The following is a 17,206-nucleotide window of genomic DNA, read 5'->3' as shown; positions in this document are numbered from 1 at the left end:
TTCTGAGACTCTTTTTTATTTTGTTAGTTTAAACTAAGTTATTGGCTGCTAAGTATTCTGCAATCTGTACAGCGTTCGTTGCTGCTCCTTTTCGCAGATTGTCTGCTACGATCCAGAGGTTGAGCGTTTTAGGCTGTGAGAGATCCCGTCTTATCCTTCCGACGAATACTTCGTCTTTGCCTTCGGAGTAGAGCGGCATTGGATATTCGTTGTTTTTCACGTTGTCCATTACGACAACACCTGGGGTTTCAGATAAAATTTTTCTTACTTCATCAAGATCAAATTCATTTTCGAATTCAATATTTACACTTTCTGAATGGCCTCCCTGAACAGGAACTCTCACTGCAGTGGCTGTAAGATTGAATGTATCATCCCCTAAAATCTTCTTAGGCTCTTTCATTAATTTGATCTCTTCTTTAGTATAGTCATCATCGCTGAATACATCACAGTGAGGAAGAGCATTCTTGAAAATCTGGTAAGGGTATACTTTAGCAACGCTGTCATCTCCGCTGATTTCGGCGTTAAGCTGATCAACGGCATTTTTCCCTGTCCCTGTTACAGACTGATACGTGGAAACGATCACTCTTTTCAGGTCATATTTTTTATTCAATGGCCCCAGAACCATTACTAACTGAATGGTAGAGCAGTTCGGATTGGCAATGATTTTATCTTCTTTTGTTAAAACATTAGCATTGATCTCGGGAACTACCAGTTTTTTGGTTGGATCCATTCTCCATGCTGAAGAATTATCAATGACCGTGGTACCAGCTTCAGCAAAAAGAGGGGCAAATTCAAGGGAAGTATCTCCTCCGGCAGAAAAAATGGCAATATCCGGTTTGGCAGCTATAGCGTCTTTCATGCTTACAATGGTAAATTCTTCCTGTTTATACTTCACCTTCTTGCCTACAGATTTTTCGGAAGCTACCGGAATTAATTCTGTTACAGGGAAGTTTCTCTCCTCCAAAACTTTAAGCATAACTTGTCCAACCATTCCTGTTGAACCTACTACAGCTACTTTCATTGATTTAATTAAAAATTTAAGGTTAAACTTTTACAAAGTGAGCAATTCAACTTTGTATTTTATGTTTTATGCCCCAAAGACTCTTGTCCAAGGGAACGCGAATGCAAATAAACCTGCAGCGATTAGACCCATAATTACAATTCCTAACGAAATGGTATCATTGGACTTCACTTTTTTGTTGATGATGGTCATCAATATGGCTGCAACTAACATTGAAAATGGATGTTCTACAAATGTTTGTCTGCTATAAGGATCTTTCATTAATGTTCCGGCATCTAATGCTGCCTTGAAACCTGGAGAAAATATAAATAGTAAGCATATCCCTATCAGAAACTGAACATGAAAGAAAATCATGGTGAAGAGGGTAGTCTTCTTTAAAAACTTGTTTACTTTACCACTGAAGCCAAACATGGTAGCTAGGAGGGCAATAATAAATAATGACACCAAAAGAAGTTCAACATACCCGAATCCTTTGTGTGCACTGAGAAAAATCTTGTAAAAATCCATATTCAATTTTTTGTACACAAATATAGCAAAAATCCCGGCGAAAAGCCGGGATAGATATTTATAAAATCTAATATTGTGATCTTATTAGAATCTGTAAGAAAGAGAAGCAGCCCAAGTTCTTCCGAATCCGAAATAAACGTTGTTACTAACATCTAAACCTTTGTAGAAATTTTTAGGATTTGCATTGTAATTATCTAATTGTTGTTGAGCTGTTAACCCTCCTGCAATATCTTTATAATCTGATAATGTTTTTTTGTTTGAAGATCTTAAATCTGAAATATAAGTAGTATCAAATAAGTTATAGATATTGGCTGTAATTATTAGTCTGCTACCATTGTTCAAATTAAATGTATAAGAAGCTCCAACATCTGTCAAGTTATAAGAAGGAGCCTTCAAAGATCCTTTCTCTGCTCTAGCAGCTGGTACAACACCATCTTTAATAATATAGCTATTATTGATGCTAAATGTTCCGTATAAATTGTCATAATATCTCCATGTTGCGAATACATCAAGATTTTTAACCGGCTTCACTGTTGCTCCGATTGCTGCAGTTGTTTGCGCGGCATCTCCAACTTTCAGCCCATCCAAAGCTAAAGTAACTCCGTCTACTCCGTTTGTAATAATTGGATCTCCGTTTACGTCAGCTATTCTTCCTGTTGGGTTGTTTTTATATTTCCAGTTTCCTAGGGAAAGCATTCCGTTAAATTCCACCCAGTTTAAAGGTTTGTAGAATGTCTCAAGTTCAACCCCCATGTGCACTTCTCGTACACCTGTCAAACTTGCGGTACCATTTGTACCAGTAGTACCATCAGCATTATTATAAGCAATACCCGTAACACGTACAAATCTGTCTTTCCAATCTGTGTAATATGCATTCAAGTTAGCTCTGAATTTGTCACTTTTGAATCCGTAACCGATTTCTACAGAGGATACTTTTTCATTTCTTAAATCTTTGTTTTCAATTTGCTGATACAAAGAACCAAATGTTTTGGTTGGTAAAGAATAAGGGAAAATAGCGTTCTGATTCGGTTGTTTAGAATAAATACCAGCATTTACGAAAACATTGTGGTGTTCATCGATGTTATAATTCACACCAGCTTTTGCATTGTATCCAAATCTGAATTTTTGATCTGTTGTTTGGCTTACCGCCTGTCCTTGCTGTGTAGTAGATATACCAGTAGGAACGGCAGATGTTCCATCCCAAACCCACTTATCAATTCTTTGGTTGCTCTGCTCAGATGCAGAACCCTGTACGAAAGCTGAAATTTTATCATTCGTATATTCTAACTGTCCGAAAACACCACCCCAAAGAACTTTACCATCATAATTTCTGTACACAATCTGTGATTTGTCTTTTACAGCAGCGGCAAATGGGTTTGCAGAAGGTGTTGGATTATATGATTGTGTAACGGTATAATATGGAAATTGGTTGTAGTTACCAGCTTCACGGTATTCTTTGTTTCCTAAGAAGTCAGTGACAAGACCTGGGTGATAACCGTAGTAGTATCTTGCGTCTATCCCTACTGAGAAGTTCCAGTTATCATTAACTTTATGTTGGAAGTTAGATAGAATTCCATACCAGTCATGTGAGTTTACACTAGCTCTTCTGGTAATACCATTGGAGCTTGTCCCAATAAAAGGAGTTTTGTTATTGGCTCCGAAATCGGCAACTGCTTGCCCTGTGTTCCATGCGTAAATATCATCATAACGAATCAAACCGTCTGCTGTTTTTGGTAGAGCATTAATGTTTTTTCCGTTGATAGAACCTAAAATCCCGGTTCCACCACCTCTACCCCAAGAAGCATATCCTACCGTAGATAATTTTGATTTTTCAGAAATGTTCCAATCCCAGTTAATGGATGCAACAGGTTTGCTATAGTAATTTACACTTTGTGAAAATTGTCTGCCATTCAGGTATCCCCAGTTAGAATTGTACTTTCTGTTTGGTTTGTCAGACAAAACACCGTCTAATCTTCCGTCGCCCATATCCAAATCGGTTGCGATGGTGTTGTTGAAAGTTTGGTTATGCCATTGTGGAGCACCCGTAAAGGTAAATTGGAAATCATGTTTTTTATTTGGCTGGAAACCTAAAGCGAAATAATAGTTGTACGCTTCAAAATCTGAACCGTCAATATACATTGCTCCGGCTGTTCTACTCATCAAGAATGAAGTAGACCATCCTTTTGCGGATTTTCCTGTATTATAAGAAAATAAAGTTTTAAGATAACCGTCGTTACCAAGACCTAAAGTTACATTACCTTCTCTCTTCTTATCTGCAGCTCTTGTAATAACGTTAACTGTTCCTCCAACAGAAGCAATTGCTAATTTTGAAGCTCCTAAACCTCTTTGTATCTGCATTGCTGAAGTTACATCAGATAGTCCTGCCCAGTTAGACCAATATACAGTACCACCTTCCATATCATTAACAGGAACTCCATTAATCATTACTGCGGTATTAGAAGTATCAAAACCTCTTACGTTCATACGTCCGTCTCCAAAACCACCACCACCTTTTGTAGCATAAATGGAAGGAGTTGTTGATAAAATCTCAGGAAATTCTTGATTCCCTAATCGTTGTACAATCTGTGCTTCCTTAATGGTTGAAACTGCTACCGGTGTTTTTCTATCCTTCGCAATATCAGCAACACCAGTGATTACAACTTGTTCAATGTCATTGGATTTAGTTTTCACTGTATCCTGAACTTCTTGAGCATAATAAACACTAGCTGTAGATAAAGTAATCACTACGGATAGCATCGATTTGTTGATTAATTTCATAATCGTTAGTAATAGTTAGATTTAATTTTCTGCAAAATTCGCGAAATAAAATTTAACTAATATTAACTGTATGTTAATTTTTATTCAATCTTAATAAGATTCAACTTGCTGATTTTCAATGTAATGAATAATATATGGATTTTCACATGAAGAAAATCATATTATTGAGTTTTTAACAAACAGGTGCTGTTTTTATTAAAAATATAACGCTATTTCACAGCTTTGAGACTCAAATCGATATTTTCAGCTGAGTGGGTAAGGGCTCCAGCAGAGATATAAGTAACCCCTGTTGACGCAATTTCTTTTAACATATCACGGGTGATTCCACCTGAAGCTTCAGACTCACATGATCCATTGATCATTTCTACGGCCTGCTTCATCATAGCAACATTCATATTGTCGAGCATGATCCTGTCTACTTTGGCTTTAATGGCTTCCTTAACTTCCTCCAGATTTCTCGTTTCAACTTCAATTTTTAGTTTTTTCTTGTTGGTCTTGATATAATCTTTTGCCATTTTAACGGCGTTGGTAATGCTTCCGTTATAATCGATGTGATTGTCTTTCAGCATAATCATATCATACAGTCCATATCTATGGTTAGTTCCACCGCCTATGGCAACAGCCCATTTTTCACAAACTCTGAAATTTGGAGTTGTTTTTCTAGTATCTAAAAGCTTTGTTTTGGTTCCTACAAGTCTGGAATCCCAGTCATGAGTAAGGGTTGAGATTCCGCTCATTCTCTGCATACAGTTCAGGACAAGTCTTTCTGTTGATAGAATTGATCTTGCGCTTCCCGTTACAATCAATGCGACATCGCCTATTTTGGCAGCCTGCCCGTCTTTAATGAAAGTTTCAATTTTCAAATCCTTATCAAAGGTTTTAAAAATAATTTCCGCCAGCTCAACGCCTGCTAAAATACAGTCCTGCTTTACCAGAAGTTTGGCACTCTGCTTCAAATCCTTTGGGATTGTGGAAAGAGTAGAGTGGTCACCATCCTGAATGTCTTCTTCCAAGGCGTTTTTGATGAATGTTTTTAATACTTTATCTGTGGCGTATGCTGGTCTTTTCATTATATTTTGCTTTTAAACCAAATCTTTATTATAAAATGCTCCCTTATTTTCTGTCATTTCCATAGACTGAGTAATAATGAGGTGGGCAACGGTTGTCAGGTTTCTTAATTCGGATAATTGAGGAGACAGAATAGAGTAGTGATAGATCTCATCAACTGCTGCAGCAATTTCCTGGTGTTTCTGCAGTGCCATATTCAGACGTCTGTTGCTTCTAACAATTCCTACCAGATCACTCATCATTTCCTGGAGCTGCTTTCTGAGGTAACTTACAATCACCATTTCATCCATGATCTTCATTCCTTCTTCATTCCATTCGGGAACAGCTTTTAGATCATCGAAATTAAAATTATTTTTATTGAGAAGGTCAACTGTTTTTATAGCTGCATTATGTCCGAAAACCAAGCCTTCAAGTAAAGAGTTTGACGCAAGTCTGTTGGCTCCATGTAATCCTGAATTGGTACATTCTCCCACTGCAAAAAGATTTTTTATAGAAGACTGTCCGTCCCTGTCCACTTCAATGCCGCCCATCAGATAATGGCAGGCTGGAACCACAGGAATCAATTGAGTGAAAGGATCAATTCCTTCGTCTTTACATTTTTTATAAATATTGGGAAAATGTTCTAAGAATTTTTCATGGTTCATTTCCTTGCAATCTAACCCGACAAACTCGTCTCCGGTAATTTTCATTTCAGCGTCGATGGCTCTTGCAACAATGTCTCTTGAGGCTAATTCTTCACGCTCATCATACTTGTGCATAAATTTTTCACATCTTTTGGTTCTTAATTTGGCGCCGTCTCCACGAACGGCTTCTGAAATTAAAAACAACATTCCATCCAGTTTGCTGTATAAAGCTGTGGGATGGAACTGGTAATACTGCATATTGGAAACCTTTCCTTTTGCTCTGGCAACAAAGGCAATGCCGTCACCGGTAGCAATAGTAGGGTTGGTGGTGTTTTTGTAAACATGTCCCGCTCCACCTGTAGCAACCAAAGTTATTTTGGAAGTAATTTTTTTGATGATTTTTGATTTTTCATCTAAAATATAGGCTCCATAGCAGTTAATTTCGCCTTCACTTACTTCTTTTCCCGGTACGTGGTGCTGGGTAATGATATCAATAACGTAATGATGATCGAGGATTTCAATATTCGGACTGCTGTTGGCTGTTGCCAGAAGGGCTCTTTCAATCTCAAATCCGGTAATGTCTTTATGATGGACGATCCTGTTTTCGGTATGGCCGCCCTCTCTTCCCAAAGCAAATTCTCCGTTTTTCATGTCGAAATTGGCGCCCCATTCTACAATTTCATTAAATCTTGTAGGAGCTTCCCTTACCACCATTTCTACAACATCGCGTTTGTTTTCACCGTCTCCGGCACGCATGGTATCTTCGATATGTTTTTCGAAATTATCATTTTTAAAATCGGTGACTACAGCCAGTCCGCCCTGTGCATATTTGGTATTGCTTTCGTCTTCATCAGATTTGGTTACGATGATGATCTTGGCATCAGGGAGCTGTTCAGAAACTTTAATGGCATAAGAAAGTCCCGAGATGCCGGAACCAATTACTAATACATCCGCTTTTATCATATGCTTGCTTTAGGTACGATCATTTAAATATTAAATAAATTTAAACAATTTTTCGTTTGGTTTTCTTACTTTTTTCATGTGCTGGAAATGGTCTTCCTCGGAACGGTAGCCTAAAGCCAGGGTTACAGTCACTTTTTCTGTCTCCGGATTGATGTGGAGAATCTCTTCCATCAAATCATGGCGGAAACCTTCCATAGGACATGAATCTATATTTTCAATAGCGGCGGCATACATCAGATTGGCCAGTACTATATAGGATTGCTTTTCGGCCCAGTTGAAAATCTCCTCCTGTGTTTTTTGAGTGATATGCTGGTTAATGCTTTTTCTGAACAAATCCAACTTTTCAACAGGAGTTTCCCTTACTTCAGAAATGTGATTAAAATAGCCATGAATATAATTTTCCTCAATTGTTTTCTTTGAAATAATAACAATAAGGTGTGAGCAGGTAGAAATCTGAGACGGATTATAGAAAGCCGGAATTAATTTTTGTTTCATGGTCTCACTTTCCACAACCAGTATTTTATAGGGCTGAAGCCCAAGTGAGCTGGCGGAAAGCTTCCCCGATTCAAGAATATTATGAAGGATATCCTGAGGAATAATCTCATGATTAAATTTTTTCACAGAATATCTTCTGCTTAAAGCTTCCAAATAATTCATAGGACAAATTTAAGAATTGAATATGAATAAAGTGGGTTTATAATGAAATATCTCCTTGTAAGAAAACAAAAAAAGATCACTTCAAATTTGAAGTGATCCCGGGTATTAAAAAAATAATCAATTTTAATCTTATTCTCTATTCTTCACCATAATCCAGCCTGAGAATTTAATAGGGGTATTCTTGCTGTTGTTTTCATTCCAGGTGATAGAATACCAGTAATTTCCTGTAGGAACTTTTTTGCTTCCATTGGTGGTGCCATCCCATACGTACCTGTTGGATTTATCAGCCTGGAAAAGCTTATAGCCATACCGGTCGAAAATTCCGATTTCCAGATTCTTTTTATTGGAAAGTGCTGAATAATCAATGGCATCGTTTACGCCGTCCCCATTTGGAGTAATCACGTTGATAAGGTTAGGAACGGTAATATTAATCTGGATAGGTTCACAATCGTAGCTGTCCTTTACATATATTTTGGTTTCACCTCGCGGTACATTGTTAAATATATTGGAATCCTGCCACTGGATATTGTCCATTGAATACTGGTAAGGTGGCGTTCCTCCATTCACGAACACAGTCACTGTGCTGCCTGAAATATCGATGTTGGTCACTACAGGCTGCTCTGAAGCATATACTTTTACATTCTGTAATGTGATACAGTCTCCGGTCTTCAGCTTCACCCAATAGGTTCCTACACCTACATTGGTGATAGATTGGGTGGTAGCTCCTGTGCTCCACTCATAGCCGTTGAAACCTGGACCTGCGTCCAGAGTGGTTTTATCTTCAATACAGATAATCTTATCTTTAAGTACGCTTGAATAAACCGGGGAAAGTACCGTCAATGTTACCTTTGCGATTGAATAACATCCCTGTGCATTGAATACTTTTACATAAACTACCCCCGATGGAGCAGTATAAGTCAGGAAGCTTAAAATTTCATTGGTTCCGTTTACCGCATCTGATAATGAAGGATAATATTTTTTAGTAGCACCTGTCAGAGTGGTTACTGTAGCATTGCTTAGGTTAAATGTTCCCAGAGAAGGATTGGTTTCAAGGAAGCATGATCTTAAAGATGTATCAGTTACCGTTACAACCGGGTTAAGGTTTAAGGTAACTTTGGCTACACTTACACAGCCCTGTGGCGTGGTCACTTTTGCGAATAGTATGGCAGCTCCTGAAGCATAGGCTGTAGGATTGGGAATCTGGTTGATTCCGGCATTCAGTTCTGCCATTGTATTGTAAAACTCCATAGTACAGCCTGGTACTGTTGTTAATGCTGCCGTGGTAAGATCAAATGTTGCGGTACCTGCATTATTGTTATTACAACCTGTAAGTGAGGCATCGGTTGCTGCAAACGGGGTTGGATTCAGTTGTATGACTCCGTCTCCATTGTCACAGAGCGTGGAGGTTGGATCTTTAATGACCACTTTAATAGTTGTGTTTCCGGAATAGGCAAAATTGGCAGGATTGGCAATAGGTGTTGAACTTCCTAAAATGTAATAGGTAAATATATAATTGGCAGGGTTGTTAACGAATTGTGCATTGAAGGAAGTTAAATCTACAGTTCCTGTTCCTGTTGCCGGATTGGTACATACAAACGGAGTTACCGTAGCATTCAGAATCGGAACTTTATCTACAAAAACTTTTACGTTTTTGATAGAATGCCTTGCGCTGGCGCCTCCTGTAGCTGCGGAGAATCCGAAATATCCCTGGCTCATTCCTATTGCTCCGCCGGAAGGGGCAAAGGACTGGTCAACAATAAGGACTCCGTCCAGTTTGATTTTTATAATCCAGTTGGTAGGATTGGTAAGGTCTGTTTCTCCATTTACCTCTACATGTTTGAAGGTTGGTCCTACAAAAGGCTGAGTGGTGATAAGGTCGGGAGAGTGAAATGTGCTGCCTGGAGTAGTGTTGTATTCAATATTGTTTCCGGCAGTATTATTGGTTCCATAGAGTAAATGTATTTTACTCATCTGTCCTTCCGTAGTATTGTTGAAGATATCAAATCCTACCATTAGTCCGGATGCGTTTCCGGGAATTCCAAGCCCGCCGCCGGATACAAATCCAGTTGGAGGATTGGCAAGATACCAAAATGTAAACCCGTCTCCTCTTCCGAACTGTGCTGTTCCGTTCCCATCGATTCTAAAGTCAAATTCTACCTTCCATTTGTCGCAGTAGCTTAATGTGATAGGAGTGGCCAGCTTTATAGCGCCATACAGATTACCGTTATCTGTGGTAAGCCTTACAAAGTCAGTATCTACGGCTGCATTCGAAACAAGGTCCCAGCCCGTAGTATTTACCGGGTTTCCTGCAAGCTGATAAGTTTGAGAAAACAGCTGTCCTGAAAAGCATAGAAAAATAGTTAAATAATAAAGGAGTAGTTTTCTTTTCATATGAAGCGATTAGTTTTTGAGGTTATTCCTGTAAATATATTTATTTTATTCTCTTGGATATAATGTATAATTGTCAAATGATTAGTAAAAATTGTCAATTTTACAAGTAATTTTTAAAATTTATAAGAAATGATTAAAAATAAAATATATTTTATTTGTTAAGTTAAGATATGATAAGTCTTTATTCCGAAAGCTCAATCCTATTAAAAAAATCACTCCGATGAAGGAGTGATTTTGTATGATAAACCCATTATTCTCTGTTTTTTACCAATACCCAGCCTGAATATTTCGTAGGTGTATTGTTTTTATCATTTTCATTCCATGAAATCGAATACCAGTAAGTTCCTGTAAGGACTTTTTTGCCGGATGCAGTTCCGTCCCATTTAAAGTCTCTCAGTTTATTGGCTTCATAAAGTTTATTACCATATCTGTCATATACTATGAAAACAAGGTTCTTCTTGTATGCCAGTGCAGAATAGTCAATAAAGTCATTCACGTTGTCGCTGTTTGGTGTAATGGCATTAATCAGGTTAGGTACGGTAATCTGAACTTCAACAGGTGAACAGTTGTAGAAGTCTTTAACGAAAACCCTGGCCTCTCCTCTGTGAAGTCCTGTAAATGTATTTGAATCCTGCCAGTCGATTCCGTTTAACGAATATTTATAAGGTGGAGTACCTCCCGAAACATTAACGGTTACTGTTGTGTTGTTAATATCAATACTTGTAATCACAGGATTTGCAGAGGCGATCACTTTTACCATCTGCAGTGCAATACAGTTTCCTGTTTTCAGCTTTACCCAATAAAGTCCTACACCTACACCCTGAATAGAAGGTGTAGTAGCTCCTGTACTCCATTCATACCCATCAAAGCCTGGGCCTGCATCCAGATCGGTTCTGCCGTCGATGCAGATTATTTTATCCTTTAAAACAGAAGATATTACCGGTGGCAGCACTATAAGATTCACTTTTGCTATACCGAAACATCCGTTAGCATCTGTTACCTTTATATAGATGGCAGTGCTTACGGACAAATATTGAGAGGGATTAACAATTTCATTGGATCCGCTTAAGGCATCTGCCACACTTGTATAATATTTCTTTGTAAAACCGCTGGTTAATGTGGTTACATTGGCAGAAGTAAGGTCAAATACAGCGCTTGTAATATTATTCTGCAGGAAGCATGATTGTAATGTGGCTTCTTTTACCGGGGTTTCAGGGAAAAATGTTAATGTAATTTTTGCAGTACCGGTACAGCCCTGTGGAGTTGTAACTTTTACGTAGACTTCTCCGGGTGCAGAAGTGTATGTGCCAGGATTTGCAATTTCGTTAGTGTTGGTATTCAGATCATTCAATGTTTTGTAATATTTTCTGGTAGCCCCTACAACATCTGTTACAGCAGCGGAATTAAGGTTGAATATCCCTGTTCCTGCTTTATTATTGTTGCATGTCGTTAAAGTTTTGTCGGTGAGGGTAAGTGGGGCAAGAACCAATAGTATTTTTCCATCCGGATTATCGCATAATATTCCTGCATTGTCTTTTACAATTACCGTAACAGTAGTATTTGCATTGAACTGAAAATTCGTAGGATTCGTAATTGGTGTAGAACCCTGAAGGTAAGTGAATGTATAGTTTGAAGGATTGCTTACAAACTGGGAATTAAAAGTAGTTAAATTAACAGATCCGAATCCTGTAGTTGGATTTGGGCAGAAAGATTGGGTTGCTGTATTTTGCAGAATAGGAACTTTATCCGTGTAAATTTTTACATTTTTAATGGAGTGTCTTGATCTTGCTGCTCCTGTAGAAGCTGAAAATCCAAAATATCCGATAGTCATTGCGGCGGCAGCACCCGAAGGAGCAAAAGACTGATTACAAATTGTCGTACCGTCAAGTGTTATTTTTATGATCCAATTGATAGGGTTTGCCGGATCTACCTGTGCTGTTACTTCAACATGTTTGTATGTTGTCCCTTGAAAAGGCTGCGTTGTATTCAGGTCCGGTGAGTGAAAAGAGCTTCCGGCAGTATTAAAAAATTCTATATTGTTAGTATCTGTTGTGTTGGCAACCTGTCCGTAAGCAACATGTACTTTGCTCATTGTGGCGCCGGTTGTGTTATTGTAGGTATCAAATCCTACAATAAGGCCAACTGCATTTTGGGAAACACCAAGACCGGAGCCTAATACACTGGCAACGGGTGGATTGGCAAGATACCAAAATGCAAGCCCGTCTCCGTTAGAAGTTTGATTAGAATCCATTCTGAAATCGAATTCAACTCTCCATTTATCACAGTATTTTAAATTGATCTGATCATTAAGCCGGATTGATCCCGACTGGTTATTGGTGTCCGGGGTGAGCTGGACAAAATCACCCATTACCTGGGTTGGAGCAACCATTGACCAGCCGGTAGTACTGATGGGATTTCCGGTTAACTGATAGGTTTGAGAAAACACTCCTCCTGACAAAAAAAGCAGAAAGAGGGAAATGTACGACAGTAAAGATTTATTCATTGAAGTGGGGTTACTTAATAAGACACTGTAAATATATTAAATCCCAAGTAATTAATAGTTATTTAATGTTAATTTTACCAAAAATGATAATGATTTATTAACAAATGATAAGAAGGTTGGTAAAATAGTAAATAATATTGATGTAAAATTATATTTATTAAAAAAGAGAATTGCTTTCCAGTCCTTCAAAATAAGTGTCAATTTCCAGATCAGGTGAGCTTGCAGCAGCTACAGCCAGTTTATCGCAGAGCTCATTTTCAAAATGGCCTGCATGGCCTTTTACCCAGTGCATATGGGGTTTGTGCTTATTATACATCTCAATGAATCTTTTCCAGAGATCAGGATTTTTTACATTTTTCCAGCCTCTTTTAATCCATCCGGCAATCCAGTTTTGATTCACGGCATCTGCTACATATTTGCTGTCTGTGTAAATGTGAATATCGTTCTCCGAAGATTTTAGTTTTTCCATAGCAGTAATGACAGCGAGCAGCTCCATCCTGTTATTGGTTGTTTTTCTGAATCCTTTTGAAAATGTTTTCTGATAATTCTTTTCAGGAACGCGCATGAGGATGCCATAGCCTCCTTTTCCGGGATTTCCGCTGCATGCACCGTCGGTGTAGATTTCTATTCTCAAAAGTTTAAGGTATATTATGAAATTAGTATCCGTTTTTCAACTGAGTACTAACCTGTTATTTAATTTAAAATAGGGCAACACTAGAAAGGAAAATCATCATCGTCATCAAAATCGTTCATAGATGATCCCGAAAGTTTTGAATTGTCCGGGAGATCAAATGCTGCGCCAGGCTGAATAGTAGTTTTTATCTTGTCGAAACCACTCGGCTCATTGGATCCGAAATTGGAAGGGTAACCTCCCATACCACCATCAAAAGCAGCTTCAATATCCCCGAATTTGGCAAAGTGTTTCAGGAATGATAATCTTACATCCGCTGTTGCACCATTCCTGTGTTTGGCAATAATTAATTCAGCCTGGTTTTCCGTTGAGGTTTCCTGGCCTTCTTCATCATTATCCCAAACGGAAATTTTATAATATTCAGGTCTGAAAATAAATGATACGATATCCGCATCCTGCTCAATAGCTCCGGATTCCCTGAGGTCGGAAAGCTGGGGCCTTTTACCAGGACGGGCTTCCACACTTCTCGATAGCTGGGAAAGTGCGATAACAGGGACATTAAGTTCTTTGGCAATCGCCTTTAATGAACGGGAGATCATAGAGATTTCCTGTTCACGGTTTCCGACTCCTTTTCCTCCGCCTCCTGCGGTCATCAGCTGAAGATAATCCACCATGATCAGCTTTACACCATGCTGCATTACCAGTCTACGGCATTTTGCACGAAAGTCGAATATAGAAAGGGAAGGAGTTTCGTCAATAAAAAGCGGGGCGTTCTCAAGCTCGGAGACGTTGGAGAACAGTCTTTGCCATTCTTCATCATCCAGCGTTCCTTTTCGGAGCTTTTCGGAAGAGATTTTTGTTTCCGAAGCAATCATCCTGGTGATAAGCTGTACGGATGCCATCTCCAGAGAGAAAAGCACCATCGGGATTTTGTGGCCTACAGCTATATTTCTGGCCATGGACAGAAGGAAGGCCGTTTTACCCATCGCCGGACGAGCTGCGATAATGATGAGGTCGGAATTTTGCCAGCCCCCTGTTTCTTTATCAATATCTCTGAATCCTGAAGGAACTCCGGAAAGTCCTTCTTTATCTTTAAGGGATTTAATTGTGTCGATGGCCTGTTTTACCAATGAATTGGCAGTATCGAATCCTTTTTTGATTGTACCGTTGGTAATTTCAAAGAAGGACTGTTCAGCCTTATCCAGAAGCTCGAATACATCGGTGGATTCTTTATAGGATGAATCGATCACGTTGGCAGAAACATTAATAAGGCTTCTTAAGATGTATTTTTCAAGAATAACACGTACATGGTATTCAATATGGGCAGAGGAACTTACTCCCATGGTAAGGTCGATGATGTAGTGGTCACCGCCTGCCTGGCTGAGTTTATCTTCTTTTTTTAATTCCTGGATAATCGTCATCAGGTCCACCGGATGGTTGCCTTCATAAAGCTTTAATATGGTAGAAAAAATAACCTGATGTCTCGGGTCATAAAATACCTCAGGAGTAAGAAGGTCGATAGAGTGGTCAAGCCCTTTTTTGTCTATTAAAAAAGTTCCGATCACCAGTCTTTCAAAATCTACAGCATTGGGAGGCATTTTTCCATCCGCAATAGACAGTTCTCTTGCAAAGTTTCCGTGTGTAAGGGAGGATAATGTTTCTTTCTGCGCCATAATGCAAAGATAGTTTATTTAAGAAAAATAATAACTAACAACTTACTCGCAATCCTCGGTTAAACTACAATGAATGGGATAAATGAGTGTTAGTAAAAAAAACGGGGTTCAAAAATAAAAAAATTTAACAAGAAATCTTCATCAGGATAAAATAAAAAAGACTGTCAGTTACGACAGTCTTTTGTTGTGATATGAAGAATAGCTTATTCTTTATTTTTTACGAGTATCCATCCTGAATATTTAGTTTCAGTATTGTTTTTATCATTCTCGTTCCATGAGATGGTATACCAGTAGGTTCCGGTAGGGATTTTCTTGCCGGAAGCCGTTCCGTCCCATTTGTAATCTCTCATTTTATTAGCTTCATAAAGCTTGTTTCCGTATCTGTCATAAACAATGAATACAAGATTTTTCTTATAAGCCAGAGCAGAATAGTCGATCTCGTCATTTACCTTATCTCCATTTGGAGTGATCGCGTTAATCAGATTCGGAACAGTAACGGTAATCTGAACAGGATTACAATCGTAAGAATCCTTCAGGAAGATTTTGTTTTCTCCTCTAGGAAGCCCGCTGAATGTGTTAGTTGTTTGCCAGTTGGTACCGTCAATTGAATACATATATGGTGGAGTTCCTCCTGAGGCATTCACTGTGATTGTATTGTTGCTGATATCTACACTGGCGATTACCGGCTGTGAAGAAGCAAAAACTGTGACAGTCTGAAGCGTGAAGCATTTTCCTGTTTTCAGTTTAACCCAGTAAACTCCTATTCCTGCATTGGTAATAGCCTGGGTGGTAGCACCTGTGCTCCATTCGTATCCGTCAAATCCAGGTCCTGCATCCAATGTTGTTTTATCTTCAGCACAGATTGTTTTGTCTTTCAGAACTGCAGATTTTACAGGAGGAAGAACTTTTAACGTGATTTTGGCAATATCATAACACTGATTGGCGCTGGTTACTCTTACATAAACTTCAGTGCTTGAAGTGATGTAAGCAGTCTGAGGTGTAATTGGGTTGGTTTCTGCCTGGGCATCGTTTAATGTTTTATAAAACGCCTTCGTCTGCCCTGCTACTGCTCCTACGTCAGCTTGTGTCAGATCAAACTTAGCCTGCATGATATCATTTTCAATATAGCATTCTTCCATTACCGCATCTTTCAAAGTAACTACGGGATGGAATGATAATGTAATAGCTGCTGTAGCAGTACATCCGAATGCGGAAATTACTTTAACGTATACTGTTTTCTCAGCTGAAATATATGCGGTAGGATTAGTAATCTCATTGGTATCGGCGTTCAGGTCAGCTAAGGTAGGATAGTATTTTTTCGTAACCGTTCCGGTAAATACATCTGCTGTGGTCAGATCAAATTTCCCTGTACCTTCACTATTATTGTTACAGGCGAAAATAGTAGCATTTCTCGCTGTAATGCTGGCATTTACAAATTTGAACTTACCACTTATAAAACATTTGTTGACAGTGCTGTTTGGATTGTCCGGATCAAAATATCGAACTCTGTAGTAATAGGTTGTTGTCCCGTTTACAGTAGCAATGGTAAGTGGATTGGTTCCTGCAATAAGGTCATCGACATTATTATGGTAAGTAACCTGGAAATTAGGGTTGTTTCCATTGATAATACCAGGGGTAAGGGTAGTGAAGTTAAATTGTGAAGGAAGTCCACATACCATGATCGTTGAAGGATCATTTGGATTAGCTCCGGGAATACCAGGTGGAAGAAAAGGGTTAGGAGCTAGAACAGGGTCGTTAAATGCTGAGCTAAGAGTAGCTGTACCGCCCCAGGTCAGTTTAAATCCGTCCGGAGAGCTTCTGAAATTGTCTACAACCAGATAATAGGTTTCCCCTGCCTGTACCTGCATATAAGGGCTCCATTCAGCCGAGTTTCCTGCATTTCCATTTGTGTTAGGTGGTGGAGGTGGTGGTAAGGTTAAAGTAAGTCCGGTATTTCCAGTTGGTGTACTTCCGTTATAGTTGCATCTAAGCGGAGTTACAAAGACGTTATTTCCTGTCTGTAAAGAGGCACATCCATTTGTGGTAGGGCCATATACTGCAAAATCATAATCATCGGAATCAGTATTAGGATCAATAACGAATGTTAGGGTTCCTGATGTTGCAATGGTGAACGTGTACCATAAGGTGTAGTTTTCATCTCGGCCAAGACATCCGTTTGTGGATAGATTCTCGTTAACACTTCCGTGTCCAAGTGGAGTAGCTGAAAACTCGGAGTTTCCGCAAAGAGGAGTTGCAGTAACGCAGTCCGACTGTGCATAAAACACCTGTGTTATAAATAAGATTAAAAAAAGTAGTGTTTTTTTCATGTTTAAAATGATTTTTGTGAAACAAGATTTGAGTAAAATAAAGTTATCAGCATTTATGTTAAAA

General features: G+C 38.8%; 11 protein-coding genes. All 11 read right to left on the bottom strand.

The window, feature by feature from the left end:
• Nucleotides 1-28: 28 nt before the first annotated feature.
• Nucleotides 29-1,021: an aspartate-semialdehyde dehydrogenase gene (locus ACM40_RS02695; protein WP_048501281.1), complete on the bottom strand. Its 993-nt coding sequence runs from the start codon at nt 1,019-1,021 to the stop codon at nt 29-31.
• Nucleotides 1,022-1,087: 66 nt separating this feature from the next.
• Nucleotides 1,088-1,528, bottom strand: a complete 441-nt coding sequence (locus ACM40_RS02690) for a hypothetical protein (RefSeq protein WP_048501280.1) — start codon at nt 1,526-1,528, stop codon at nt 1,088-1,090.
• Nucleotides 1,529-1,612: 84 nt separating this feature from the next.
• Complete coding sequence (locus ACM40_RS02685; protein WP_048501279.1) at nt 1,613-4,306, bottom strand: TonB-dependent receptor; 2,694 nt, start codon at nt 4,304-4,306, stop codon at nt 1,613-1,615.
• A 209-nt stretch (nt 4,307-4,515) separates the two neighbouring features.
• The gene (nadC, locus tag ACM40_RS02680) at nt 4,516-5,376 is read right to left on the bottom strand and encodes a carboxylating nicotinate-nucleotide diphosphorylase (RefSeq protein ID WP_048501278.1); all 861 of its coding nucleotides are present in this window, start codon (nt 5,374-5,376) and stop codon (nt 4,516-4,518) included.
• A gap of 12 nt (nt 5,377-5,388) precedes the next feature.
• Nucleotides 5,389-6,960 carry an L-aspartate oxidase gene (gene nadB, locus ACM40_RS02675; protein ID WP_048501277.1) on the bottom strand — a complete coding sequence of 524 codons (1,572 nt, stop codon included), beginning with the start codon at nt 6,958-6,960 and terminating at the stop codon, nt 5,389-5,391.
• A gap of 30 nt (nt 6,961-6,990) precedes the next feature.
• A complete protein-coding gene (locus ACM40_RS02670; protein WP_048501276.1) occupies nt 6,991-7,617 on the bottom strand; it encodes an NAD(P)H-dependent oxidoreductase in 627 nt (208 codons plus the stop codon).
• Between the two features lie 129 nt (nt 7,618-7,746).
• Nucleotides 7,747-10,008, bottom strand: coding sequence for a T9SS type B sorting domain-containing protein (locus ACM40_RS20150; protein ID WP_053077087.1), 2,262 nt, complete (start codon nt 10,006-10,008; stop codon nt 7,747-7,749).
• A gap of 250 nt (nt 10,009-10,258) precedes the next feature.
• A complete protein-coding gene (locus ACM40_RS20145; RefSeq protein WP_053077086.1) occupies nt 10,259-12,511 on the bottom strand; it encodes a lectin-like domain-containing protein in 2,253 nt (750 codons plus the stop codon).
• A 157-nt stretch (nt 12,512-12,668) separates the two neighbouring features.
• The gene (gene rnhA, locus ACM40_RS02655; RefSeq protein WP_048501275.1) at nt 12,669-13,145 is read right to left on the bottom strand and encodes a ribonuclease HI; all 477 of its coding nucleotides are present in this window, start codon (nt 13,143-13,145) and stop codon (nt 12,669-12,671) included.
• Nucleotides 13,146-13,225: 80 nt separating this feature from the next.
• Nucleotides 13,226-14,815 (bottom strand): replicative DNA helicase, encoded by a 1,590-nt coding sequence (gene dnaB, locus ACM40_RS02650; protein WP_048501274.1) that lies wholly within the window; start codon nt 14,813-14,815, stop codon nt 13,226-13,228.
• 203 nt (nt 14,816-15,018) lie between these two features.
• Complete coding sequence (locus ACM40_RS02645) at nt 15,019-17,142, bottom strand: T9SS type B sorting domain-containing protein (protein ID WP_048501273.1); 2,124 nt, start codon at nt 17,140-17,142, stop codon at nt 15,019-15,021.
• Nucleotides 17,143-17,206 lie beyond the last annotated feature (64 nt).

This window comes from Chryseobacterium sp. BLS98 (assembly GCF_001045445.1).
Lineage (GTDB): Bacteria > Bacteroidota > Bacteroidia > Flavobacteriales > Weeksellaceae > Chryseobacterium.
Note: the sequence above shows the minus strand (reverse complement) of the source record. Positions and strands in the feature narration are given on the sequence as shown.

Bases quoted from the DNA above. Each gene is read 5' to 3' on its own strand.
- ACM40_RS02695 (WP_048501281.1), bottom strand. From the start codon at position 1,021: ATGAAAGTAGCTGTAGTAGGTTCAACAGGAATGGTTGGACAAGTTATG.
- nadB (WP_048501277.1), bottom strand. From the start codon at position 6,960: ATGATAAAAGCGGATGTATTAGTAATTGGTTCCGGCATCTCGGGACTT.
- ACM40_RS20145 (WP_053077086.1), bottom strand. From the start codon at position 12,511: ATGAATAAATCTTTACTGTCGTACATTTCCCTCTTTCTGCTTTTTTTG.
- ACM40_RS02690 (WP_048501280.1), bottom strand. From the start codon at position 1,528: ATGGATTTTTACAAGATTTTTCTCAGTGCACACAAAGGATTCGGGTAT.
- ACM40_RS20150 (WP_053077087.1), bottom strand. From the start codon at position 10,008: ATGAAAAGAAAACTACTCCTTTATTATTTAACTATTTTTCTATGCTTT.
- ACM40_RS02685 (WP_048501279.1), bottom strand. From the start codon at position 4,306: ATGAAATTAATCAACAAATCGATGCTATCCGTAGTGATTACTTTATCT.
- dnaB (WP_048501274.1), bottom strand. From the start codon at position 14,815: ATGGCGCAGAAAGAAACATTATCCTCCCTTACACACGGAAACTTTGCA.
- nadC (WP_048501278.1), bottom strand. From the start codon at position 5,376: ATGAAAAGACCAGCATACGCCACAGATAAAGTATTAAAAACATTCATC.
- ACM40_RS02670 (WP_048501276.1), bottom strand. From the start codon at position 7,617: ATGAATTATTTGGAAGCTTTAAGCAGAAGATATTCTGTGAAAAAATTT.
- ACM40_RS02645 (WP_048501273.1), bottom strand. From the start codon at position 17,142: ATGAAAAAAACACTACTTTTTTTAATCTTATTTATAACACAGGTGTTT.